The organism is Brevibacillus brevis, from assembly GCF_001039275.2.
Classification (GTDB): Bacteria; Bacillota; Bacilli; order Brevibacillales; family Brevibacillaceae; genus Brevibacillus; species Brevibacillus brevis_C.
This window is the reverse complement of sequence record NZ_CP030117.1, coordinates 882,132-905,633: the sequence shown is the minus strand read 5'-3', so window position 1 is coordinate 905,633 and position 23,502 is coordinate 882,132. Positions and strand designations below refer to the sequence as shown.

Genomic DNA, 23,502 nt, shown 5'->3' with positions numbered 1-23,502 from the left:
ACCAAAAAGAAAGGCTGTCGACCATCATGTCGGCAGCCTTTTCTTCATTCCTTTATATCCAACAGGCGAACCGTACGGATGAGCCTTTGCAATCCATCCCGCAGTTGTTGTTCATTCAAATAAGAATAACTGATGCGTATCCAAGAACTTAATTCTCGCTGTGGGTCACAGATCGCGCCGGGCACAAACGTAATCGATTGCTCTATGCATTTGGCCAGAAGACTTTCCATGGGGATGGAATCAGGCAGCTTCACCCATAAATTAAAGCCTCCTGGTGGGCTGGACCACTCCCAGTCGGTCACTGTTAGCTCTTCCTCTATGATATCCCGGCGAATGGCCAATGCAATCCGCAGCTTCGCCAAATGCTGCTGCATTCTTTCGGAGAAGAAATAATGCAAAAAAATCTTTTGATTCAACAGGGGCGCTCCACTGTCGGACAGTGATTTCGCTTGAATCAAATACTTCATAATAGATGGACGGCATGCCACAGTCGCAATACTCAACCCCGGAGCGATGTACTTGCTAAAGCTGCGCAGATAGATGACATAGCCCGCCGTGTCATAAGAAAAAAACGGCAGTGGGGGCTCATCACCAAAGTAAATATCGCGGCACGGATCATCCTCTACGATCAGGCACTGATACTTCGCAGCGAGCTCCACCAGTCTCTTCCGCTGTTCAGCGGGAACCGTATAGCCCGTCGGATTGTGAAAGGTCGGATTGAGATAAAACAAACGCGGTTTTTCTTTTTGCATCAACAGTTCAACCTGCTCCAAATCATATCCATGCGGCGTAATCTCGATGGGAATCATATTGGCGCCCTGTCTTCTGAAGACATCAATGGCAGGACTGTAAGTGGGTCTCTCCAGCAACACGACATCACGCGGCTTTACAAGGACTCTGGCAACCAAATCAATCGCTTCCTGCGAACCGGATGTAATCATCAGCTCATCGGGTGACAGGTGAAAATGATAACGGCTGACATAATAGCTGCACAGTGCTTCCCGCAGCTCCTGATCTCCCTGTGTAGTTGAGTAGGTCCCCAGCACCTTTGGATACAGATCAAACACTTTCTTCACGTACTCCGAAAAGTAATGATTTGGCAATAAATTCGGCTCGATTAATGCTTTGGAAAATTGATAGGTCGCCTGCACCTGATGAATTTCCGAAAGGTGGCTCTTGTGCACATAGGCAGAAACGATTGGATCATCCATCGACTCCACTGGTAGCAGGCTGCTCGGTTGTACATAATACCCCGACTTATCCTTCACATACACGTGGCGGTTTTGCTTTAATAATTGAAATGCTTTAAAAACCGTCAGGCGATGCACATGTAATTCCAACGCCAGCGTTCGAACAGATGGGAGCTTTTCATGTGCCCTCCACTCTTCGCGTCTGATTCGGTCCAGAAGATATTCATACACTTGCTCGAACAGCTTATCAGAATGGCTGTTTGAAAGAGCCTCCCTTTTCATGCAAGCTCCCCCCCTTTCCCCCATGATAATGGATTGATCTTCGCATCTGTTCTATTCGATTTCATCTGTTCTATTCCCTTTCCGTTATGATGAGGAAAAGGGAGGAATCATAATGGTACTACTCAACTATATGGTCATGTGCTTGATATTCGGAACGACTTTTCTGGCAATCAAAGTCGGGATTGATGCCGGAGCGCCGCCGTTTTTCTCAGGAGGACTTCGGTTCTTTCTGGCAGGTGTCATTTTGTTTTCATTTATGCTCTGGAAAAAACAGGCGCGCCTATCCCTTCTACTTCATAAAGAAATGTTTCTTACTAGTATCGGTTTGACGTTTGGGACATTTGCCCCCTTGTATTGGGCGGAGCAGCATGTCAGTTCAGGAATTGCAGCGATATTATCTGCAACAGCCCCTCTCATGGTGATGCTGCTTCAGACAGGTATTACTCGGCAAAAGCTCCCCGGTATTTCGTGGGCGGGTTGCTTGGTTGCCTTTACCGGTGTCGTCTTGCTGATTTTACCCGGTGTGACCATCTCATTCAGTCTCCTGTGGCTCGCTGGATGCATGGCGGTCTTATTCGGACAAATCTTTTATTCTGCTGGTGCTGTTTACTCCCGTAGCGTCATCCAGCGGTTTCAAGATACATCCCCCATCGCTTTGAATGCAGCTCAGATGATGTATGGAGGAGCCATGCTGCTTGTATTATCTCTGTTCACAGAGCAAGTGCATATCGAATCGATGCTCTCGGCTAATGCGATCCTCTCGCTCCTGTACTTGATCGTCGTTGGTTCCATGATGGGGCACACCATTTTCTATTGGCTCGTGGCCAAGACCAACCCTGTGTTTCCATCCACGTGGCTCTATATCTCTCCATTGATTGCCTTAAGCCTCGGCGTCATCCTGTACAATGAGCCACTTTATCTCCTGTCGTTGGCAGGGGGAATTACGATTATTGTCGGCATTATCCTGATTAATAGGGATGGCTTGAAGCAGTTGATGGGCAAAAAGGCAAACAAGCTAAGTGACATCAGTCATTAACAATAAAAGAGAGTCCCACAAGAAAGCCTAGTGCTTTGTGGGACTCCTCTATTCGCTTATCGTTATTTGGTTTCGTTGATCTGCTTGGCGATTTTGATCAGCTCATCTTTGGATGCCACTTTCTCAGCAGCACGAACAGAGTACTCCAGTTTTGTTCCATTTTTCACCCAGACGATCCAATAGGAATTTTCGCCTTTTCCAGACGTATGCGTCATGAGAACCGCTTCATTGTTGCCAAGCATGACTTTTTCAATTGCCTCTGCGTTCGTTCCTGCTCCACCTTCTTCGACGATTCTTACCTCTACCCTGACTCTGCCTTTCTCAGACTGATAGGCAACACTGGTATAGTCATACTTGTTGCTTACCGGAATTTCTGTAAAAGCGTATTCCTTGTTGTCTTTGCTAGCTTTTGCCTTTAATGCTTCCACATCGACTTTGTATTCGTAGTTTTCCTCATAGTTTACTTCGCCTTCTTGGAAACGGAAGCCCCCTGCAAGCTCAATTGGGAGCGTAAACATCTTCCCTACAATTGGCTCCATATCCTTCCACGTTTTGTACATGATCGGGCTAGATACGACCGTAATATCCGGATGTTGTTTTCTTATATAGGTAGTATTTTTTTGTTCTTCTTCCTCTTCTTTTGTCGGCTTCCAGTAAATAGCGGCAGAGGTTCCAGGCTTCAGTCCATGCATGATTTCTGTTATAACCTCACTCTTATACTCGCTCCTTTTCTGCCTCTGTTCCATTTTCGCTTGTTCCTCTGGAGGCAATTGCTGAATCAATTTCTGTTGTTCTTGATCGGTATGATTAGATAGCTCGTAAACCACTTCGCCTTTCTCATTTTTCAATTGAATCATTTCTACTCCCGCCCATACGGAAGACGCTCCAACCAGCATACCTACAGTGACCAGCAAACCAATTTTCTTTTTCACGACTCTTTCCTCCTTGTTTTCCTTGGTACGAATCGCTGCCATGACTTTATGTTTGACATCGACTTTCGGGACTGGCTTTGCACTCAGCATGTCATGCATGCCTTTAAACGGATTTTTGTCCATTAGCGGCCACCCCTTCCATCGTTGGCAAATAACGTTTGCACTTTTTTAAAACGCGTTCGAATTGTTTGCGCAGCGACGCAGGCTTTTTGTCCATTAGCTCCGCAATTTCCTCGTACTCTTTTTCCTCTAGCACACGCAAGAAAATGAGTGTGCGTTCTTCCGCGGACAGTCGTTTCCAGATGCGTTCGAGCGGCTCCCCGAAATAGTTGCTGTCGATGCTCTCCTCGACATAATTACGTCCATCCTGATCCCGGTTGTACAAAAAGGGCAACACGCGGCTTAATTTCCTGCGCTTTAACACATTCGCACAATGGTTGTAAGCGATTCGGTACAGCCATGCGGAAAATGACAGCGAGTACGTATACTGGTCAAGATGCTCGTAGGCACGAAACAGGACTTCCTGGACAGCGTCTTCTGCATCTTGACGGTGACCGAGCATGTGATAGCAGTATGTAAAGATTGGTTGTTGATAGTAATCGATAATGATTTCGTATTGCTCAAGAGAACCGGCTTTTATTTCGATCAGCAGGCGCTCTATCTCTGTTTTTTCCACTGTTTGCCCTCCCCTCACTATGAATAACAATTAAAAACTTTCATTTGTGACACCTATTTTAGAAATTTTTGGCTATAGGAGCAAAATTCGCTCGAAATAAAAAGAGTGTTCCACCCGTCTCGCACGAAAAACCTCGTACTTACGAAAGGAACACCCTCATTCCATGCTTGTATTCATTTATTTGTCTGTACGCCTGTCGAATGTCTTGATTCTTTCCCGGGAAATCGACAGCACCTGTCGGCTTCTCTTTAGAAATGCTCTCCGTTGGCATAATAGCTTTCTTTTTGATAAGCGACAAATGCCATTTCCACTTCTGGGATACCAAGAGATAAGACATGCTTCGTTACAATCTGGGCGAACTGGTCACGAACTTCTTGCCCCCGCTCGAACCATGCTACTTCGATAAAAGGAAACGACTCCACGATCTTCCCGCCAAAAACGCCTATGGTATGCAAGCATTCGATCGTAAAATTGTCTGTGCCGCATTGGCAGAGTGCAGCAAGCTCCACTGCAAGCGGTTCGCTAATCGTAGCCATTTGTTCAGCTTGAATGCCTCGAACGATAAGATGTGGCATGATAATCCCTCCTGAAAAGTCCATACTTCTATGCTCTATCTTACCGTTCAAGAGGCAAAAAGAGTAGAAAAAACTAGGTCAGCGCCGGGGCACTTCCTTGCTTGTGTACGGCCTCTTGCACTCGCACTTCTTTGTTCCCTTGCTGCATTTGATACATCTGATAGTACCTGCCTTGCTTCTCCATCAAGTCTTCATGCTTTCCTCGCTCTACAATTGTGCCTCGATCCAGTACGAGAATTTGATCCGCATTTTTGATCGTAGACAGGCGATGAGCAATGATGAAGGTCGTTCTTCCTTTTTTCAACACCTCAAGCGCATTTTGAATAATGCCCTCTGTTTCCGTGTCGATGCTGGCAGTCGCTTCATCCAGAATGAGGATAGCCGGGTCAAATGCGAGAGCACGTGCAAACGAAATCAACTGACGCTGTCCGAGGGAAAGCGTGCTGCCCTTCTCGATAACAGGTTCATCGAATCCTTGCGGGAGGCTGCGGAACAGTTGGTCTGCCCCTACATCGCACAAGGCTTTCTCCACTTTTTCCGGCGAAATCGACGGATCATCGAGACTCACATTGGAACGAATCGTTCCTGTAAATAAAAACGGGTCCTGTAAAACAATGGCCATGTGCTGGCGAAGCTGCTGCTTGGAAAACGACTGCACATTGCGCCCGTCAATCATAATCGCTCCACTGTTTACATCATAGAAGCGGAGTAACAGATTGATAATCGAGCTTTTTCCCGAGCCCGTGTGACCAACCAGTGCCACTGTCTCACCTGGCCATGCTTCGAATGAGATGTTTTTCAGCACGTATTGATCGTCTTTGTAGGCAAAAGAAACATCGTCAAAGCGAACATTCCCTTGATAACAAGGTACTTTTGCAGAATCAACGTCAATGCCCTCTTCATCCAGCAGTTCAAACACTCGCGACGCCGCGACAAGAGATTGCTCCAGGTTCGCCAACTGGTTGACGATCTGTGTCATCGGCTGGAACAAGCGATTGAGATAATCGACAAATGCGTAGAGGACACCCAGCGAGAGCAGTGTACCTATCCCGAGGGATGCCCCGCCGAAATACCAGATGAACAAAACAAACGCGATATTGCGGATGAACTGAACAAGGTTAAACGAAGCGGTCGCATTGAGCCGCAGCATTTTATTTTGGTAGGTGAACAGCTCTTCGTTCAGTTCGCCGAATTCCCGCATCGTTTCCTTTTCCCGGCGAAACGCCTGAATAATCGGCATCCCTTGGATCGACTCGTTAATCATCCCGTTGATGTCGCTGATGCGTGCCCGAATGACATGGTTGAATGCAGAAGCGTACTTGCGGTACAAGTAAATCCACACGACCATGATTGGCAAAATGACCAGACAAACGAGCGCGAGTCGTACATCAAGCAAAAACAGCGCCGAGAAAATCCCGATTAAATAAATCCCGCTCGTAATAAAGTTGCCGAGAACATTCGTAAACAGCTCACGGATTGCCTCCGTATCGTTTGTGACACGAGCAACCACCTTCCCGGCAGGGAGATGATCGAAATATTGAATAGGTAATCGTTGAATATGCGCGAACACATCAATACGCAGTCTCTCGATGACCTGATTCGCCGATTTTTGCCATAAGAACTTTTGTCCATAATGGAAAAGCGAGGCAACTACCAATAATCCGAAATAAAGGGCAGCCAGCATGAGCAAGCCGTTTGTCTCTGGCCGGAAAAATTCGAAAATCTCCTGATTGCTTAGGAGCGTCGCTGAATACTCTGCTCGATCCGTACCTTTGACAATGACGAGCTTCCCATTCTCAACAGAGCGCTGCCCATCATACGATATCGCCTGATTCAAGAAATAATAGTCGCGCCCCACCTGTAGAACACGAACTTCCCCACCTGTGCTCTCACCTGCTGCCAAGTGATCCTGTCTGGTGTAATACTTCCCTTTGTACAGCACGGAATCCTCACCCTGTGCCGTCTCATACCAAGGGAATTCAATGCCCATGATGTGCGTATCGATCATTTTTTTCGCCAAAAACGGTCCTGTCAGTTCTGCCCCAACCGAGATGGACAACATCAATACCGCCAAGAGGATCGTCTTTTTAAAAATCGCTGCATAGTGGACTAGCCGTTTCCCTGTCGTCATTCATTCACCCGCTTTCTGTCAGCGTCGCTTCAATCTGCTGTTTCTCGAATTGTTCTTTATACCAACCGCCCAGCTCCAATAGCTGTGCATGTGTACCTTCCTCGACGATTCGTCCTTCGTCTATGACGAGAATCCAATCTGCATGCTGGACGGCCGTTAAACGATGTGTAGTGATCAGTGTTGTTTTGCCTGCCCGCTCCCGACGAATATTCGCGATCATCTCTGCTTCGGTTTTGCCATCCACCGCTGACATGGCATCATCGAGAATCAATATTTCCGGATTGACCAAAAGAGCCCGAGCAATTGAGACCCGCTGTTTTTGCCCACCTGAAAGGGCTACGCCTTTTTCACCAACGAGCGTTTGCAAGCCTTCGGGCAATAGCTGCACATCCCGAGCAAATGCGGCCTGCTTCAACACTTCCTGTAATTCTTCTTCTGTTGCCTCGTTGTTCCCGAACAGGATGTTTTCACGGACTGTCTTCGAGAACAGAATCTGCTCTTGGGGTACATAGCCGATCCAGCTCTTGATGTTATCCAGACTAATCTGTTCTAGCGCCTCTCCCGAAACACTGATGGCTCCCCGTCCAACTGGATATTCACGAAGCAGTTGTCGCACCAGCGTGGATTTCCCGCTTCCCGTACGCCCGACGATTCCTAGCGTCTGCCCCCGCCCAAGAGTAAAGGAGACATCTACTAGCTGGTCAATCTGCGCTGATGGATAGCGGAATGTCACGGAATCGAACCGAATGACTTCTGGAACTGCCACATGTACCGGACTGTCGTGATCTGTCACATCGGCTTCGTACGCCAAGGTTTCATTGACCCGATCCAGCGAGGCACTTCCTCTTTGCATCACATTGATCAATTCACCAATCGCAAACATCGGCCAAATGAGCATCCCGAGATAGACGTTGAACGAGACCAGCTCTCCCAAGGTCAGTTCTCTTTGGAACACGAGGTATCCACCGTAGATCAAGCCGATCATATAACTGATTCCAACCAATATTTTGACGGTTGGCTCAATTAACGAATCGATTCTCGCCACATCGATATTTTTTTGGTACACTTCATGTGTTTTTTGGCGAAAGCGCTCCTGATCCGCCATTTCCTGTACGTAGGCTCGAATAACGCGAACCCCAGAGACGGATTCCAGCACGCGGTCGTTCAGCTCACCGAACGATGTTTGTGCGGTAGAAAAACGCTCGTGAATTTTCTTCCCATATTGCTTGATGATATAAGCCATGAACGGCAATGGAAGGATTGCCGCTAAGGTCAGCTTCCAACTGATCAAGAAGCCCATTGTCAGCACAATCGCCCCTGTAAAGGATAGCGAATCCACCATCGTCAAAATTCCGAAGCCTGTCGTCATCGAGACAGCCTTGAGGTCATTTGTCGCTCGCGCCATCAAATCTCCCGTCCGATTACGCTGATAAAACGTTGGCGTCATCCGCAAAAAATGCGTCATGAGCTTCGACCGTAACGTCCGCTCCGCCAGAAACGCTCCCCCAAACAGCTTGCGAATCCAGATAAAATTGACCCAATAAATCGCGACAGACAATACACCGAAAAACAGCAAAATGGATACCAGCCGCTCGCCAGTCAGCGTGCCCAGGTGAATCTCATCAATAGCCACCCCGATGATTTTTGGAGGGATAATCTCCAGTAGGCCGCCCAGAATCAATAGCAGAATAGCGACCGTATAACGTTTCCAATGCTCCTTGAAAAACCAATCAAGCTTTGTCAAAACTGAGAACATCCGTGTTTCTCCCCTCTCTTTAGCTGGATGGGTGACCTTTTAAAGAGGCCAAAAAAAGACATATCGCCCGTGAGCAACATGCCTTTTCCTCAACAAAAATAGAAAAGGCGCAAGTTACGAAATAGGTAACCTACGCCATGTTAACGAGATCAAAAAAACGATACTACGCTCGTATCAATGGTGGGGTTACGCCATGTATGCCCTTGTATGAATGACCCATGCGTACAATTCTTTTCATGACTAGCCCACCTTTCTATTAATATTTTGAATTTCCAATAAATACATTCTGAACTTTACCACTCTTGCGGATACATTGTCAACTGATCTTTTCCGCGCTTTTGCTTCCCTTCATTTATTTGGTATGATTATCCTCATGAAGCTTATTCAGGAGGCCATTTATTTTGTTATCATCCAATCAAAAGCGTCGATTGACATCTGTTCAAATCATCGTGTTCGCCTACGTTGGGCTCATCCTGATCTCAGCGTTTCTTCTGTCATTGCCGTTTTTTCACTTGCCGGGAGTCTCTCTTTCATTTATTGACTCTTTATTTACCGCGGCAAGTGCCATCAGCGTTACCGGGCTTACTGTCATTACGATTCATGAGGTTTTCAACCAATGGGGGATTCTCTTTCTTACGTTGCTCTTCCAGGTTGGCGGGGTCGGAATCATGACACTCGGAACGTTCATCTGGATCCTCATGGGTCAAAAAATCGGTCTGGAGCAGCGCATCTGGATCGCGACGGACCACAACCGCTCCACATTGTCCGGTCTGGTCGACCTGATGCGCAATATTCTCGTGATTGCGCTCTTGATCGAGCTGGTGGGAACCATCCTGTTAGGCAGTCATTTTATTTACGCCGGCTACTACGACGATTGGTACACCGCGTTCTACCACGGCTACTTTGCATCTGTCAGTGCTTTTACGAATGCCGGGTTTGACCTGCACGGAAATTCCATGCTCGACTTTACCCACGATTACGTGTTTCAGACTATCGTGATGATCTTGATTATTTGTGGAGCGATCGGATTTCCCGTACTCGTAGAGCTGAGAACGTACTTTTCCTATCGCCGTGCAAAAGTGCGTTTCACCTTTTCGCTCTTCACCAAGATTACGACACTGACGTTCTTTTCCTTGATCGCTGTTGGCGCCCTGCTCATTTTCGTTTTTGAACGAAATCAGTTTTTGGCCGATAAGACCTGGCATGAAATGTTATTCTACTCGTTGTTCCACTCCGTCTCTTCGCGAAGCGGCGGCTTGGCTACGATGGATATCAGCCTCTTGTCGACTACAACACTCATCATGCTCTCCGGGATGATGTTCATCGGCGCCTCCCCGAGCAGCGTGGGTGGGGGGATACGAACCACGACGTTCTTCGTCCTGGTTGCCTCTGTTTTTGCCAACATGCGTGGCTACAAGGAAGTAAAGGTGTTCGGAAGAGAGCTGGTTGATGAGGACATTCAGCGTTCCTTCATCGTCTTTTTCATCGCGATCATCCTGGTGTTCACAGCGGTCATGCTGCTCGTCTGGCTGGAGGATTTACCTTTCCAGTACGTCTTGTTCGAGGTCTGCTCTGCTTTCGGTACGACCGGATTGTCCACCGGGATTACGGGTCAGATGGGCATAGGCGGCAAGCTCATCCTGATTATTACGATGATGATCGGACGTATCGGGATTATCAATTTGCTCCTCTTCTTGAAGCGCAATGACCGAATCGTACGCTACCATTATCCGAAAGAACGCATCATCATTGGTCAATAGAGGAAAGGAAATCCCCCAAAGCTATGTAGCCGTTGGGGGATTTTTTTCTAGAATCAAAAAGCTGGCAGAGCCGTCCCCACAGCCAAATTCAATGACGCTTTTCACTTGCTGCTCCTTGATGTATTCATTGATCACTTCTGCTTTAAAAAGAGCCAGCACGCCATAGGAGCCAAGTCCAGAATTTCCACCCGAAGCGTAATTATCCTCCCAGGTGAGCTTCCCCACTTTCTACCTGCGAAAATGATGTGTCGTTGCAAAGTTTATGCGTCTGAAGAATTTTCATGAAAAAAAAGCTCCGCCAAGTCATGTTGGCGAAGCCTTCCTTGTCATCAAATGCCGGATTAATACGGGCCCCAGTTAATCAAGACCCCGATTACGATAAACACGATGGAGAGAACTGTCCATACCGCTGTGAGCGGAAGCATGAACTTCAGCCACTTGCCGTAGGAAATACCACTCATCGCCAAAATACTCATCAGAACACCCGAGGTCGGGTTAATGCAGTTGACCACACCTTCTCCAAGCATCAGAGCCTCTACGGCTACCTGGCGCGTAATGCCCATCAGGTCGGCCAATGGAGCCAGCAACGGCATCAGCATAACAGCTTCACCTGAACCGGACGAAATCAAGAAGTGCAGCCCGGCGCTTCCGAGGAACATTCCAATCGCACCTGCCATCGGTGAGAGCGGCTCCAGAATGGTAGCAAGCCCGTACACGATAGTATCGAGGAATTTCCCATCTTCCAAAATGACCGTGACCGCACGTGCCATACCGACAATCAAAGCCCCATAAATCAGTCCCTGACAGCCCTTTAAGAATGTTTTGGCGATATCGTTGCCGCTCATCTTGTTGAGCAAACCTACTCCGATCGCAATGAAAATAAAGATTCCGGACATCTCGTTTACGTCCCATTTGAACAAGATCGTGCAGACGATAAATCCAATCAGAACGATCCCCGTAAACGCCAAAATCAATTTGTGACGGGTTGTAAAATCAACATTTTTCGTGTCTACTTCCATCGTGGTTGAACCATTATCAGAAGGAAAGAGCTCCTCCCCCAAGATACTCTTGTTTTGACGAACCTTCCGCGCGTAACGCCCGATGTACAGAATGGTTACAATCACGAACGTAACATAAATGATGGTGCGGTAGCCGATACCTGAAAACAGTGGCAGCTCTGCAATTTCTTGGGACAAGCCCAGCGTTCCTGGAAAAGCAATTGTCGTATTGAATCCGGCATACACACCCAAATAAATCAGAGCCACACCGAAGATCGAATCCATTTTCATCGCTCTCGCAATCATGATGCCAAGCGGAACGAAAGCAATAACAGAGTTAACGATGACACCCAACGTACCCAATACGGAAAAGACGGAAGTGATCAAAATAACCAGCAGCCACTCTCTATTTCCTAATTTTCGGACCATGGTCAGAATCGCTGCGTTGAGTGCACCTGTCTTATCCAAAACAGCTAAAGCACCGCCGGTGAACAAAACGAGGAAGATGATCGGCGCGCCTTTGACCATCCCTGTCTGGATCGCGGTAAAAAACTCGATGAAGCCCGTAGGATTCGGGTCCACTGCATGATAGCTGCCCGGGACAACCGTCGTCACATTGCCGTTTTTTACACGGTCAAATTCTCCTGTCGGGACCACATAGGTAGCCAAAGCACATAGAAGTAAGATGCAAAACAAAAGGACGTAGGCGTCTAGCCGAAATAAGCTTTTCTTTTTTAGTTGCTTGCTCTCTGTCATAAGGTAACCCCCTGCGTATGTAGCGGTTCTCTAAGAATGTTGGGCTGCTTCATAAATCGCAGCTGTCATGATTTTCGCCCCATAAATCAAGGCATCTGTCTGAAAGGTCATCTGTGGATGATGCAGAACAGGTGTGAGCCCACATCCCAGACCAATCATCGTGGTAGCCAGCTCAGGGCGGTGAATCGCGTAAAAATGGAAGTCCTCTCCGCCTGGTGTCACGCATATATCGGCAATTTTGTCCTCACCCAGCACTTGCCCAATTGCCTTTTTGGCTACTTGGATCATACTCGCATTGGCAACCGCAGCCGGTGTGACTCCCGACCATTCCCACTCCACATCCATGCCCACCAAAGCCCCTGTCTGACTCATGGCATGCTCGGTCTTTCTCCGTAATTCTGCCATGCCTTCATTGGACTGGGCACGTACATCGAGGCTAAAGGTTGCTCGATCAGGGATGACATTCACTGTTTCTCCCCCTGCTTGCAATTGGGTCATCTTCACGGAAAAAGAGCATCCGTCTTGCAAGCGAATATTTTGCAACGCAGTAACCAAAAACGAAGCGGCTTCGATGACATTTTTACCGAGCGCTGGACGTGCCCCATGAGCTTGCAAACCTGTAATCGTCCCTTTGATGGAGCTAGACGATCCATGCAAAATCGCCGGAGCAGCGCTACCATACGGCACTTCCATTTCCGGGCGCAGATGAACGCCGATCAGCTTTGTCACGCCTTCCAGGGCGCCATCCTTCATCATCTGCAAGGCTCCACCCATCTTCTCCTCAGCAGGCTGGAAAAGAAAGCGCATCGTTTTCGGCGGCACCACTCCGCTTGCTTGAATAGCAAGGGCGCTGTAGAGAGCCAGTGCCGAGTGAGCATCGTGTCCGCATGAATGATTCGGTCTCACCACGCCATCCACTTCCTGCACGAGTGCATCCATATCCGCGCGCAAAGCCACGATTTCAGCACTCTCTCCAGGAATCTCTGCATAAAAGCCGTGGTGCCCCTCGAAGCGTGTGACGGCAATACCCGCCGCCTCCAAGCGCTCTCGCAAATATCTCGCGGTTTTTTCCTCGTGCCAGCTCGGCTCCGCCAATTGATGCAAATCTTTGTATGTTCGCACTATTTCGTCGCGATGCTCGTCCAAGTATAAGAACGGATTCATCCGATACATCATCCTCCTTGATGTCTTCTCTAGTATCTCTTTTTGCTCTACCGGATGTATAGCAAGATTTGTGCCAAATCTATATTGTTATAAAAGTTAAGCATTTCTGAACAATTCTGGATTTTTAGGTTATAATATAGGTTGTTTTTTGTTGATATTTAATCCAATATTTCCACCCAAATCTAAAAGCTATTCGGCAGATATAAAGGAGTCGCATCATGATCAAACAGAAACCATGCATCTTGTTGATGACCCGACTGGAGACGATCAGCCTGCTATTTGCAAACACGCTCACGTCTTTTTTCGGTAACCGCTTGGACATCATTCGAAACCACATGCAAGAACAGCTTCACCCGAGTGTGTACGATGAAGTTGATCTCATCCTCGTTTCGGACACGAGTCTCTTGCACGATCAGCCAGTTCCTCCGCCAGATATCCCTGTGCTACTAGCAAGGCGCACGATTGACATTAACAAATTGGATCAACTCATGGACTTGCCGCCAGGAACGCGCTGTCTATTCGTGTCCAACTCCATCGAAATGGTAGAAGGCGCAATTGAGCTCTTGTTTCATCTCGGATTCTCTCATCTGACATTTGTGCCGTACGTACCCGATACCAAGACTCCACTTCCTGAAAAAGATCAAATAGATGTCGCTGTCTGTCATGGGCTCAGAGAGCTGATTCCTGCTCATTTTGAAAACGTCATTGAGTTGGGCCACCGCCCTTTGGATTTGACGACGATCTTTGATATTTCGCGTCTGCTTGATCTGTCTCCGGATAAGGCAAATCTGTACACGGCTGACTTCATCAGTGATTTCGTCCATATCGGGCGGAAGCTGACCAACTCGGTACACAATGAACGGAAGCTGAATGAAAAGCTGAGCTCCATTTTAAATGCCGTCCATGAAGGCATCATTGGCACAGATGCCACAGGGAATATCACTGTGCTGAACAAAGAAGCCGAGAAAATTTTGCATATGGCTGAAACCACTTGCATCGGGCGAAATGTAGCGGAGGTCATTCCCGAATTTCTTATTCTGGAGGTAGTAGAGTCACACACGGAAGTAACGAAGCAAGTATTGGAGTTCCGCGATTTGTATCTCTTGGTGACCAAGATCCCCACGTTCTTGGATGACCAGTTTCTTGGCGCTGTCATTACCTTTCAGGACGTGACGAAGGTGCAGCAGATCGAACAGGAAATCCGGACGAAGAGTGCCAATCTCGGACTGATGACCAAGTATTCGTTTGACAATATCATCGGCAAAAGCCCGTCTATTCAGACCAACAAGCGAGTCGCGACCAAGCTGGCCGAAAGCGACTTTACGATTCTCATCACAGGGGAAAACGGAACCGGGAAGGAGGTTTTTGCCCAAGCCATCCATCAACACTCGACGCGCCGTGACGGTCCGTTCGTCCCCGTCAATTTTGCAGGGCTGACCGAGAGCCTGGTAGAAAGCGAATTGTTCGGGTACGAGGAAGGTTCTTTTACCGGAGCACGAAAAGGCGGAAAAATGGGGCTGTTCGAGCTAGCTCACAACGGGACTATTTTTCTGGACGAGATTGGGGATGCCCCGCTTAGCATCCAGGCGTCACTGCTTCGTGTTCTCCAGGAAAAGCAGGTCATGCGTGTAGGCGGCTATCGCGTCATTCCAGTCAACGTCCGCGTCATCGCCGCTACGAATTGCAACCTGATGGAAATGGTCAAAAAAGGGACGTTTCGCGAGGATTTGTACTACAGACTGAACGTCCTGCCACTGCACATCCAGCCCTTGCGTGATCGTCCCGATGATATTTTGGTGCTGATCGATTATTTCTTGCAGAAAAAAAAGCAGCGTCTGTCCTTCTCACGGGAAGTGACGGAACAGCTACTCCGTTACGATTGGCCAGGCAATATTCGCGAGCTGGAAAATTTCATTCACTATGCAGTCGTCATCGCAGAAGGGAATCAGGTGGAGTTGGCTCATTTGCCGGAGCGTTTTTTTGCGGGACATGTCTCTACTCCGCCACTTCTCTCTCACCGAGATGATACGTTGGAAGATACAATCCGGTATTTGTCCAGGCAAGGCTCCTTGGGAGATTACGCAGCGATCCTGCAAGTGCTGTCCGATTGCTACAAACGTCAGGAGCGTATTGGACGTAGTGCCCTGCTCGCGAGAATGGAGAGTCCCTCCATGACTGAAGCCCAAATCAGACAAAAGCTGACTGTGCTGGACCGCGCTGGATGTGTCTTGATCGGGGTCAAGAAGCAAGGGACGCAGATTACTGCGTTTGGGCAGCAGGTGTTGGCTGCTTTGCTGATTGCTACGAAGGGGTAATTATTGTTGTCTTCCAACAAATGTGGAGCCCGAAGCCCTGCCACATGTTTTCCAGTCGCCTATATCCTCTCTTCGTTCGGGCGGTCTCCTTCCAAACATGTGGCAGTACTTCTTTATAGCAGTGCTATCTTCATTTTTTAAGCCATTTTGTTAGTTAAAGCCGAGAAGCTTACTTGCCACACTTCTTGAATCACTCTCGAGATGTTGACCAAAGCCACGTAGGAAGAAGTGCATTTCCAGTCCAAGCGCCTCTGGAGCCCTACCCAGCTTCGGAATAAATGGTGGGGAATTTAAGCTTCACTTATGGAATCCTTCATCGAAACTTCTACGTTTGAAGCGCTCCCACCATTTATTCCGAAGCGTAGACTGGAAATGCACTTCTTCCTTCCACTACAGCATCGATATCAACCTAACAAAAAAAGCGGTAGGCTTTAGCTCCTCCGCTTTAAATATTCAATTTAGGTAGTCACGATGGACGACTCTATTTTTTCTGGTTGAATCATAGGCAAAATAGGCAGCTCCATCAAATTCCGATGCTTGCCCGGCCCGTAGTAATCCTGTTCAGCATGAGCCAGGCGGAAGCCATAGGCAGACAACGCACGAATAGAGGATGCGTTTGTTTCACTCACCGTAACCTGCACGGTGCGAAGTGTCGGAAACTGGCGCAGGGCTTGCAGTCTGGCTTCGATTAGCCGCTTGCCGATGCCTTGACCTTGAAACTCCTTGCTCACATTACTGAACAGAAGCCAGCCAGTCGTCTGGTACATATCAATGCCGGCGCAGCTAAAACCGATGAGCTGGCCGTTGTAGGTCGCCTTGAAAATCAGCTCAGGAAACAGCTCCATATACTTTTTCAGCTCATGCAAGTTCATTCGATCGGGTAATGTCATATCCGCCAACGTGATCATTTCCGCAAAATCATCTCTTACGACGCGCTCAATCTGCACTTCCACCCTACCCGCCTCCTGTACATTCGCTCTTACATTTACACTGTAGCAAACGGGTATAAAGCTGGAATGGATGGCGTGTGAAAGTACTGTAAAATTCATTGCGTCCGGTTGAACAAACGTCTAGAGAAGCGGGGGATCACTGGCATTTTTTTGATCCATTGTGCTATCTTTCAAGCTTTACGTCGTCAGTCGCTCTACCAATACGGGCGTCAGTTCCATCTCTTCCTTTTTCCCATCCTGCTGCTGTGTCCAAATCCGCTCATGCAGCATCTCAAATGCGTATTTTCCCATTAACGTACTGGAGCTGGATACGGTGGTGATTTCTAGCAGTTCTCCGATTGGCTGATCATCGCAACCAACTACAGCTAAATCTTCCGGTACGCGAATCCCCAATCTGCTTGCTTCTTTGATGATCCCTGCCGCTATATGATTGCACGATACGATCATTGCTGTCGGCCGCTCTTCTGTTTGCAGCAATTTCCCCACGACATCCTTGCCGTCTTGGATCGTTAAACACTCTTCAAACGACCATTCAGGAGAGGGTGTCACGTCAATCGAACGCAGCTTTTCGTAATAGGCACGTTTGCGATGCTGACTGTTAAAACTGTTTTTTCTGCCGATGCAATATCCGATCCGGTGATGCCCCTTCTTCATCAGGTACTCCATCCCGATCAGAAACGTTTGATAGTGGTCGATATGAACACTCGAAACAGAGGTGGTATCATTTGCTTCACACGTGATGATAGGTCCGTATCCTGCGTATTCATTGAGCGTTTCGCAAGAGCTGGACCTGGAGCACATGATGAGCCCGTCGATTTTTTTATTTTTCAGCAAGTGCAACACGCTGCGTTCTTGCTCGGGGTTGTTATTCGTTTGGCACACCATCAGCTTGTAATGATGCTGGACTGCTTCTGCTGCAATGCCCTCGATAATGGAGCTGTAGTATTGGTTGTTGACGAGAGGCAATGTCACACCAATGACCATCGTTTTTCCCGTAGAGAGGTGGACCGCATTACTGTTTTGAACATAGTTTTGTTCTTCAATAATCTTGAGAATCTCCGCGCGTTTTTTCTCGTTCACGTACGGATGGTTGTTAAGCACACGGGAAACGGTTGAAACGGATACACCTGCCAATTTCGCGATTTCTCTTATGTTAGCCACTCGGATTACTCCTCTAAGTCGGATCAGTACTTATTACATACATCAAAGCACATTCCGCTTGCTCTGAAAAGCGTTCCACACATTATGCTCTCCTTATGTAGAATGAAAGGAGTCGTGTTTTGTGATTCGCTTAAAATTTGAATACCTCTTGTTTATCGTAGGCTTATTGATTTTGGCGCTCGGGATCAACATGATGACGACCATTACATCATTTGGTCTTAGCCCGTATGATTCTCTGTTTATTGCCCTGTATCAAAACTTCGGGATATCGATTGGCTTCTGGATGTTTGCCATTAACCTGACCTTTGTCATCATCGTCCTTTTCATGGATCGAAGTTATATTACTGTCGGTGCCATTTTGGTCATGTTGCTGATCTCCATCTTTGTCGATTTGATCGGGTCCATCGATGCGCTTATGGCTGCAATCCGTTCCTTGCCGCCGCTTCTGACCATGGCACTCGGAAACATTTGTATCGGCAGCGGTATCGGTTTGTATGTGTGTACGCAAGTGTGCACAGCTCCCCAAGAGGCATTTGTACTGGTTATGTCGAAAAGATTAAAGTGGACATTCAGACGGACAGAAATTTTGCTGGCGTGCATGTTTCTTAGCGCAAGTTTCCTGTTAGATGGCCCGATTTATTACGGAACAGTCGTGCTGTCTTTTACGACTGGCTACATTATTCAAGCTGCTATTAACGTCGGGAATAAGATGCTTCGTCTCGTCAATCAAACGAAGGGGGCGGAGGCATAAGAGGAGGAAAGCCTTGAGAAATTTCCGACCAAAAGTCGTGAGTTCCCTTGCAGTGAGCCTGTTTCTATTGCTTGTCGGTTGCTCCTCTTCCACTGGTCTCGTAAAAGCTAGCGGAGATGTTTTTGCCCAGAGCGAAATTCACAGACTTACCCAAGATCCTGAAAACGTGAAGCATTACCGGCCGATGAGTATTCAGGAAATGACACCGCTATTGCCTTCGTCTCTCCAAAGCCGAATCAAGCCAGTGGATAAAACGAAGCTACCTTTTCCTGTCGAAAAAGAGAGGGCCTATCTCGTCTCATTCGCCTCAGGCTCGGAAAAAGTAACACGACACCAGCTACAACTGACATACGCGCAGGGTAACGAAGTCCCGATAACGGAAAACTTCTTCATCGTACGTATGACAGAGACAGATGAAAACCCTTTGGCCCACGTGAAGCCATCTGCTTCTGGACTGGACTCGTTTGGGAATGTCATGCGCGTTGAGTCACTTACTGACGATATCACTTTCTATCATCATATCATCACGACGAACAGCTCTTATGTGTATAACTTTTACAAGTACGATGATAAAAATCAGGCAGTAAATCTGATCGTCACAAACGCCCATGAGATGGAGTTCTATGATCAAGGAATCTTCTATCATCTCGCGTACCACACCGGAAGCACTCAACTGGACCCTACCCTTCATGATCAGATGGTAGCGCTGGCGAAGGATTTAATTTCTGTCCGTTCCTAAATGAAAAAGAAGGATTCCCCTGTGGCTCATAAGACTGCCAGGCGGAATCCTTTTTTCTATCTCTTGACCTTCACGTGGCGTGAAGCTTTACGATATTTTCCAGTACGATCAAGTAACTGGAGGGTGAACGATGCCAAACCACGAACAAATTTATAAAAATCAAGCGGAACAGTACGATCTGATGATTTCCAGACAACCAAGTCTGCTCGCTGTCATCGAAGAAATCACCCCCATTAAGGGACACGATGTGATCGATCTGGGAGCTGGCTCAGGAAGACTTACGTCTGTGCTCGCCCCTCATGCCAAGTCCATTCTGGCTCTCGATGCTTCCGCTGCCATGCTAGAAGTGAATGCACATCAACTGACGCAAGCGGGTCTTTCCAATTGGAAAACCAGCGTAGCGGATCATCGAGAACTTCCCGCAGACGATAACAGTGCGGATGTCCTCGTAGCGGGATGGACGGTTTGTTACCTTACCAGTTCAGAAGTTCCCAACAATGAGCTCAATCTTGAAAAGATCATTCAGGAGATGAAGCGCGTGCTTCGTCCTGGTGGCACGATCGTCATCATGGAGACGATGGGTACTGGATATGAAACACCGCACCCACCCGAATTTCTTACACAGTACTATTCCTTGTTAGAAAATAAGTACGGCTTCTCTCACAAATGGATTCGCTTGGACTATCAGTTTACAGACATAGCCGAAGCAGAACAGCTTTCACGGTTTTTCTTTGGAGAGGAGCTCGGGAACAGAGTCGCTCGGGAAAAGCTGGTGACATTGCCGGAATGCGCGGGGGTATGGTGGCTGACACCCCACTAGAAATTTGGATTTCCCATCTTGCCCATCTGATAATCATTAAAAGCCTCAGCGATTTCCTCCGGGCTATTCATAACAAATGGACCGTGCATGACAATCGGCTCGTCGATCGGTTCCCCGCTGAGTACAAGAATGATTGTACGGTCTGCTTGTCCTTCTAGCTGAATCTCTCCGGGGACATTTTCAAACAAGACAAAATCTCCTTCATGGACTACCTGGTTTTCGTTGACTCGGGCTGATCCTCGCAGCATTAGAGCAGCGGTATTAAAGGACGTTGGCAGGCTACATTGTGCTTTTCCACCTGCTTTGAGCTCCATATCGAACAAATGGATCGGCGTAAATGTTTGCGCTGGCCCCTTTATGCCGTTGAATTCTCCTGCAATGACGCGAACGCTCCCACCACCATCGGGTAAATCGCTTCTTCCCATTTGGGAAGACAGCAGCTCCTGATATCTCGGGGAATGCATCTTGTTTGCACGGGGAAGGTTCACCCAGAGCTGAATCATTTGAAACAGTCCGCCGCGCTTGGCAAACTCTCGTTCATGATATTCCTTGTGTAAAAGTCCCGAGCCTGCCGTCATCCACTGTACGTCTCCTGGCCCAATGATGCCATGATTTCCTTGATTGTCATGATGCTCAATGGCCCCCTCATAAGCAATAGTGACGGTCTCAAATCCGCGATGAGGATGCGCTCCTACGCCTCTGACCTGCTCACTGGGAGGAAACACAAAGGGCGCGTTATAATCCATCAAGATAAAGGGACTAAATCGTTGCCCAAACCGATTTCCCGACGGAAAGTAGTTGGAGACACGAAAACCGTCTCCGACCATATGGAAGGGGGCTCCCTTGTAGACCCCCTCGATTTTACGAAAGGTTGTCATTGTTCAGGTCCCCTTTATTTTGCTGGCAGTACATCATGGTCGATATATCTTTCACCATTCAGCTCACTAATGACATTGACCGCTACCTTGGCACCGTCTCCGGCAGTAATAATGGCGTGGAAGCCGGCACCAGCACAAACACCTGCGGCCCAAACGCCTTCCATGCTCGTCTTGCCGCTGTTGTCTACCGCAATAACCGTTTTGACACGCGGTTCGGTCCCTGGCTTTGTTTCAATTCCCAATTGTCCCGCCAAGTCCACCAGCATCCCCGTCGTCAGGATGACCTGATTGGCTTCAAACTGCCCTTTGTCCTCTGTCTCAATGACAAAGCCATCTTCCTTTTTCACAATGTTCGTTACTTTGTCTTGCACCAATTCGGCTCCAAACTTGACCGCCTGCTGTTTCCCTGTTTCTACAAGCTCAGGTCCTGTCATTTCCATCACACCAAGGTAATTCCAAAATAATGCCCGCTTAGTTACGCTCTTGTCGTTGTCCACAAGCAACGTTTTCTTGCCTGATTTTGCCGCAAAAAGTGCCGCGCTCGATCCAGCAGGTCCTGCTCCAATAATGACGATATCATACATAATGATGTACCCCTTTCACTTTGAAAAAATGACGATTCGTTCTGCCAGCTAGACACTGGCTACTCTCGTATTATTACCCCATCATTCCTAATAATCCGTAGAAACGCCCCTCCTCTATATCTCAAATTAGAGATATTAGAACCGATTGAATACGTTTCGCTCATGACAAGGTGGGGGAAAAACTGTGGTTGTGATATATCTTAAATTAAAGATATAACGAACATGCTTATTCGTCAAGGAGATTTTCGCGCTACAGCAAAAAAGAAGAGGAAGACGTCAACTCTTCCTCTCTTCGGACTGCTCCATTCTCTCACGAATCAGCTCCACGAGAGCGTCGATATAGTCAGCCGAATCATTCAACGCCGATGGATTGAAAGCGTGTCTTGGCAGCCAGCAACGTATCCGACGAAGGGATTTTGCCGTGAAACAGATGGGTGTAAAAGGGCCGTACATCATCGATTGATTGCAACGAGGCGTAAGATAACATGAGCAGGGCTTTCATCTGATTTTCGCAACTCCTTTTGGCTATTCTACACGAAGACCTTGCTCTTGAACAAAAAAGACGACCCCAGATCGTTCAGAAGTCGTCCGCGTGTTAATTCCGTGTGTCTCTTATTTTTTCACAGAAGGCATGACACCATCTGGAATCGGGCACACATACGTTTGATCGCCCAAACGCTGTTTCAGCTCGGCTTTTGCCTGTTCGATCAGCTCTGGGTTTTTCAGCATGTCAATCGCTGTAGAAGCCATGACTTTCCCCGCATGCAGCATCCCTTTATGTGCCATGGATGTCGCCCCGAGAGACACCCATTGCCAGGAGTGCAGCGTGGAGCCGTTTATATAGCACGCAGTCGTGCATTGTGCGGTCGGCGTAATCCAGCTCACATCCCCTACATCCGTGGAGCCGTTCAGCGGAATTTTTGATCCGTCGAATGGATTGAGCCATGTCACCATGTCTGGAGCAGGCATGTCCGGTGACTGTTTTTCCGAAGTAGCGAGCTCCTGCTTGGACAGCGTCGCACGCATTTCTTTTGCCAATTGCAGCTCCGCTTCATCATGCACAGGGACGCCCAGCTCCTGGAAGTTTTTATACATAACCTCTTCGAGCAGCTTGTTTTGCACGAGGTTCGAGCACGCTTTGTCGAATACGATCTCTACCTCGGTTTCGGTCATGAGCGCAGCGCCTTGCGCAATTTTGCATACGCGCTCGTAAATCTCCTGTACTTGATCAACCTTTGGCGCACGTACGAGATAGAGCACCTCTGCTTTCGGTTGAACCACATTTGGCGACAAGCCGCCGGAGTTCGTGATGGCATAGTGCACACGTGCTTCCGGGATGATGTGCTCACGCAAGTAGTTCACGCCGACGTTCATCAATTCCACTGCATCGAGTGCGCTTCGACCGAGATGTGGACTTGCTGCCGCATGGGCGCTCTTTCCTTTGAACTTGAAGTAGATTTGATAGTTCGCGAGCGAATCGATGGACATGATGCTGTTGTAGCCCATTGGGTGCCAGCAAAGTGCGAAATCCACGTCGTCAAACAATCCTGCTCGCGCCATGAACGCTTTCCCGGAGCCGCCTTCTTCCCCTGGGCAGCCGTAGTAACGAACTGTCCCCGTTATGTTGTTCTCTTCCATGTACTCTTTCACTGCAACTGCTGCCGCAAGAGAAGCGGTACCAAGCAGGTTGTGTCCGCAGCCATGGCCGTTTGCTCCTGCTACGAGAGGCTCTTCTGTGGTTTGGCCTTTTTTCTGGCTCATACCCGACAGAGCGTCGAACTCGCCCAAAATCGCCACGACAGGATTGCCGCTGCCAAAGCTTCCGATGAAGGCCGTTTGGATTCCGCCTACACCGCGTTCAACCTTGAAGCCCTCTCCTTCGAGTGTTTGAGCCAGCAGCTCAGCAGATTGGTACTCTTCAAAACGCGTCTCCGCGAAATCCCAAATCTGGTCGCTCACCTTGATAAAGGCTTCCCGTTTTTTCTCAATCATTTCTGCAATTCGCTTGGTATGCATTCGCAAACATCCTCTCTGCCCTCGTTGTCCAC

At 48.1% G+C, this 23,502-nt stretch carries 21 protein-coding genes; 6 read left to right on the top strand and 15 right to left on the bottom strand.

The window, feature by feature from the left end; all coding sequences use genetic code 11:
* Nucleotides 1-44 precede the first annotated feature (44 nt).
* Nucleotides 45-1,472 carry an aminotransferase-like domain-containing protein gene (locus AB432_RS04730; protein ID WP_048031264.1) on the bottom strand — a complete coding sequence of 476 codons (1,428 nt, stop codon included), beginning with the start codon at nt 1,470-1,472 and terminating at the stop codon, nt 45-47.
* 112 nt (nt 1,473-1,584) lie between these two features.
* On the opposite strand from AB432_RS04730, the gene AB432_RS04725 reads away from it, so the two are divergent.
* Nucleotides 1,585-2,508 (top strand): DMT family transporter, encoded by a 924-nt coding sequence (locus tag AB432_RS04725; protein ID WP_048031263.1) that lies wholly within the window; start codon nt 1,585-1,587, stop codon nt 2,506-2,508.
* A gap of 62 nt (nt 2,509-2,570) precedes the next feature.
* On the opposite strand, the gene AB432_RS04720 is transcribed toward AB432_RS04725, so the two are convergent.
* From AB432_RS04720 to AB432_RS04700, 5 genes are all read right to left on the bottom strand, one after another.
* Nucleotides 2,571-3,563: a hypothetical protein gene (locus AB432_RS04720; protein ID WP_048031262.1), complete on the bottom strand. Its 993-nt coding sequence runs from the start codon at nt 3,561-3,563 to the stop codon at nt 2,571-2,573.
* Nucleotides 3,544-4,116 carry an RNA polymerase sigma factor gene (locus AB432_RS04715; protein WP_048031261.1) on the bottom strand — a complete coding sequence of 191 codons (573 nt, stop codon included), beginning with the start codon at nt 4,114-4,116 and terminating at the stop codon, nt 3,544-3,546. The genes AB432_RS04720 and AB432_RS04715 overlap by 20 nt, the downstream gene beginning before the upstream one ends.
* 248 nt (nt 4,117-4,364) lie before the next feature.
* Complete coding sequence (locus AB432_RS04710) at nt 4,365-4,691, bottom strand: DUF1904 family protein (RefSeq protein WP_048031260.1); 327 nt, start codon at nt 4,689-4,691, stop codon at nt 4,365-4,367.
* Between the two features lie 73 nt (nt 4,692-4,764).
* Nucleotides 4,765-6,822, bottom strand: coding sequence for an ABC transporter ATP-binding protein (locus AB432_RS04705; protein WP_048031259.1), 2,058 nt, complete (start codon nt 6,820-6,822; stop codon nt 4,765-4,767).
* Between the two features lie 4 nt (nt 6,823-6,826).
* On the bottom strand, nt 6,827-8,578 hold the full coding sequence (locus AB432_RS04700; RefSeq protein ID WP_048031258.1) for an ABC transporter ATP-binding protein: 1,752 nt from the start codon (nt 8,576-8,578) through the stop codon (nt 6,827-6,829).
* Nucleotides 8,579-8,979: 401 nt separating this feature from the next.
* Between AB432_RS04700 and AB432_RS04695 the strand changes: the two genes are divergently transcribed.
* A complete protein-coding gene (locus tag AB432_RS04695) occupies nt 8,980-10,338 on the top strand; it encodes a TrkH family potassium uptake protein (protein ID WP_048031257.1) in 1,359 nt (452 codons plus the stop codon).
* Nucleotides 10,339-10,359: 21 nt separating this feature from the next.
* On the opposite strand, the gene AB432_RS04690 is transcribed toward AB432_RS04695, so the two are convergent.
* The 3 genes from AB432_RS04690 to AB432_RS04680 form a co-directional block, all read right to left on the bottom strand.
* Complete coding sequence (locus AB432_RS04690; protein WP_048031256.1) at nt 10,360-10,563, bottom strand: hypothetical protein; 204 nt, start codon at nt 10,561-10,563, stop codon at nt 10,360-10,362.
* Between the two features lie 116 nt (nt 10,564-10,679).
* The gene (locus AB432_RS04685) at nt 10,680-12,092 is read right to left on the bottom strand and encodes a YfcC family protein (protein WP_048031255.1); all 1,413 of its coding nucleotides are present in this window, start codon (nt 12,090-12,092) and stop codon (nt 10,680-10,682) included.
* 30 nt (nt 12,093-12,122) lie between these two features.
* Complete coding sequence (locus AB432_RS04680) at nt 12,123-13,256, bottom strand: M20 peptidase aminoacylase family protein (protein ID WP_048031254.1); 1,134 nt, start codon at nt 13,254-13,256, stop codon at nt 12,123-12,125.
* 218 nt (nt 13,257-13,474) lie between these two features.
* Here AB432_RS04680 and AB432_RS04675 point away from each other — a divergent pair, with 218 nt between their 5' ends.
* Nucleotides 13,475-15,571: a sigma-54 interaction domain-containing protein gene (locus AB432_RS04675; protein ID WP_048031253.1), complete on the top strand. Its 2,097-nt coding sequence runs from the start codon at nt 13,475-13,477 to the stop codon at nt 15,569-15,571.
* Nucleotides 15,572-16,029: 458 nt separating this feature from the next.
* On the opposite strand, the gene AB432_RS04670 is transcribed toward AB432_RS04675, so the two are convergent.
* Nucleotides 16,030-16,524: a GNAT family N-acetyltransferase gene (locus tag AB432_RS04670; RefSeq protein WP_035984911.1), complete on the bottom strand. Its 495-nt coding sequence runs from the start codon at nt 16,522-16,524 to the stop codon at nt 16,030-16,032.
* Nucleotides 16,525-16,698: 174 nt separating this feature from the next.
* Nucleotides 16,699-17,682, bottom strand: coding sequence for a LacI family DNA-binding transcriptional regulator (locus AB432_RS04665; RefSeq protein ID WP_048031252.1), 984 nt, complete (start codon nt 17,680-17,682; stop codon nt 16,699-16,701).
* 121 nt (nt 17,683-17,803) lie between these two features.
* Here AB432_RS04665 and AB432_RS04660 point away from each other — a divergent pair, with 121 nt between their 5' ends.
* The 3 genes from AB432_RS04660 to AB432_RS04650 all read left to right on the top strand — a co-directional run bounded on the left by AB432_RS04660 (nt 17,804) and on the right by AB432_RS04650 (nt 19,992).
* Complete coding sequence (locus tag AB432_RS04660) at nt 17,804-18,433, top strand: YczE/YyaS/YitT family protein (protein WP_048031251.1); 630 nt, start codon at nt 17,804-17,806, stop codon at nt 18,431-18,433.
* 13 nt (nt 18,434-18,446) lie between these two features.
* Nucleotides 18,447-19,172: a hypothetical protein gene (locus AB432_RS04655; RefSeq protein ID WP_048031250.1), complete on the top strand. Its 726-nt coding sequence runs from the start codon at nt 18,447-18,449 to the stop codon at nt 19,170-19,172.
* 130 nt (nt 19,173-19,302) lie between these two features.
* Nucleotides 19,303-19,992, top strand: coding sequence for a class I SAM-dependent methyltransferase (locus AB432_RS04650; protein ID WP_048031249.1), 690 nt, complete (start codon nt 19,303-19,305; stop codon nt 19,990-19,992).
* Here the strand turns inward: AB432_RS04650 and AB432_RS04645 are convergent.
* The 4 genes from AB432_RS04645 to AB432_RS04630 all read right to left on the bottom strand — a co-directional run bounded on the left by AB432_RS04645 (nt 19,989) and on the right by AB432_RS04630 (nt 23,470).
* On the bottom strand, nt 19,989-20,870 hold the full coding sequence (locus AB432_RS04645) for a pirin family protein (protein ID WP_048031248.1): 882 nt from the start codon (nt 20,868-20,870) through the stop codon (nt 19,989-19,991). The two genes, AB432_RS04650 and AB432_RS04645, sit on opposite strands and share 4 nt — an antisense overlap.
* 14 nt (nt 20,871-20,884) lie before the next feature.
* Complete coding sequence (locus tag AB432_RS04640; RefSeq protein WP_048031247.1) at nt 20,885-21,454, bottom strand: NAD(P)/FAD-dependent oxidoreductase; 570 nt, start codon at nt 21,452-21,454, stop codon at nt 20,885-20,887.
* Nucleotides 21,455-21,806: 352 nt separating this feature from the next.
* The gene (locus AB432_RS04635; RefSeq protein WP_235617615.1) at nt 21,807-21,956 is read right to left on the bottom strand and encodes a hypothetical protein; all 150 of its coding nucleotides are present in this window, start codon (nt 21,954-21,956) and stop codon (nt 21,807-21,809) included.
* A 110-nt stretch (nt 21,957-22,066) separates the two neighbouring features.
* On the bottom strand, nt 22,067-23,470 hold the full coding sequence (locus AB432_RS04630) for a M20 family metallopeptidase (protein ID WP_048031246.1): 1,404 nt from the start codon (nt 23,468-23,470) through the stop codon (nt 22,067-22,069).
* Nucleotides 23,471-23,502 lie beyond the last annotated feature (32 nt).

What these genes read in the sequence shown, in the direction of transcription:
- AB432_RS04730 (WP_048031264.1), bottom strand. Translation starts at nt 1,472, where the DNA reads ATGAAAAGGGAGGCTCTTTCAAACAGCCATTCTGATAAGCTGTTCGAG.
- AB432_RS04725 (WP_048031263.1), top strand. Translation starts at nt 1,585, where the DNA reads ATGGTACTACTCAACTATATGGTCATGTGCTTGATATTCGGAACGACT.
- AB432_RS04720 (WP_048031262.1), bottom strand. Translation starts at nt 3,563, where the DNA reads ATGGACAAAAATCCGTTTAAAGGCATGCATGACATGCTGAGTGCAAAG.
- AB432_RS04710 (WP_048031260.1), bottom strand. Translation starts at nt 4,691, where the DNA reads ATGCCACATCTTATCGTTCGAGGCATTCAAGCTGAACAAATGGCTACG.
- AB432_RS04705 (WP_048031259.1), bottom strand. Translation starts at nt 6,822, where the DNA reads ATGACGACAGGGAAACGGCTAGTCCACTATGCAGCGATTTTTAAAAAG.
- AB432_RS04700 (WP_048031258.1), bottom strand. Translation starts at nt 8,578, where the DNA reads ATGTTCTCAGTTTTGACAAAGCTTGATTGGTTTTTCAAGGAGCATTGG.
- AB432_RS04685 (WP_048031255.1), bottom strand. Translation starts at nt 12,092, where the DNA reads ATGACAGAGAGCAAGCAACTAAAAAAGAAAAGCTTATTTCGGCTAGAC.
- AB432_RS04680 (WP_048031254.1), bottom strand. Translation starts at nt 13,256, where the DNA reads ATGAATCCGTTCTTATACTTGGACGAGCATCGCGACGAAATAGTGCGA.
- AB432_RS04675 (WP_048031253.1), top strand. Translation starts at nt 13,475, where the DNA reads ATGATCAAACAGAAACCATGCATCTTGTTGATGACCCGACTGGAGACG.
- AB432_RS04650 (WP_048031249.1), top strand. Translation starts at nt 19,303, where the DNA reads ATGCCAAACCACGAACAAATTTATAAAAATCAAGCGGAACAGTACGAT.
- AB432_RS04645 (WP_048031248.1), bottom strand. Translation starts at nt 20,870, where the DNA reads ATGACAACCTTTCGTAAAATCGAGGGGGTCTACAAGGGAGCCCCCTTC.
- AB432_RS04640 (WP_048031247.1), bottom strand. Translation starts at nt 21,454, where the DNA reads ATGTATGATATCGTCATTATTGGAGCAGGACCTGCTGGATCGAGCGCG.
- AB432_RS04635 (WP_235617615.1), bottom strand. Translation starts at nt 21,956, where the DNA reads ATGAAAGCCCTGCTCATGTTATCTTACGCCTCGTTGCAATCAATCGAT.
- AB432_RS04630 (WP_048031246.1), bottom strand. Translation starts at nt 23,470, where the DNA reads ATGCATACCAAGCGAATTGCAGAAATGATTGAGAAAAAACGGGAAGCC.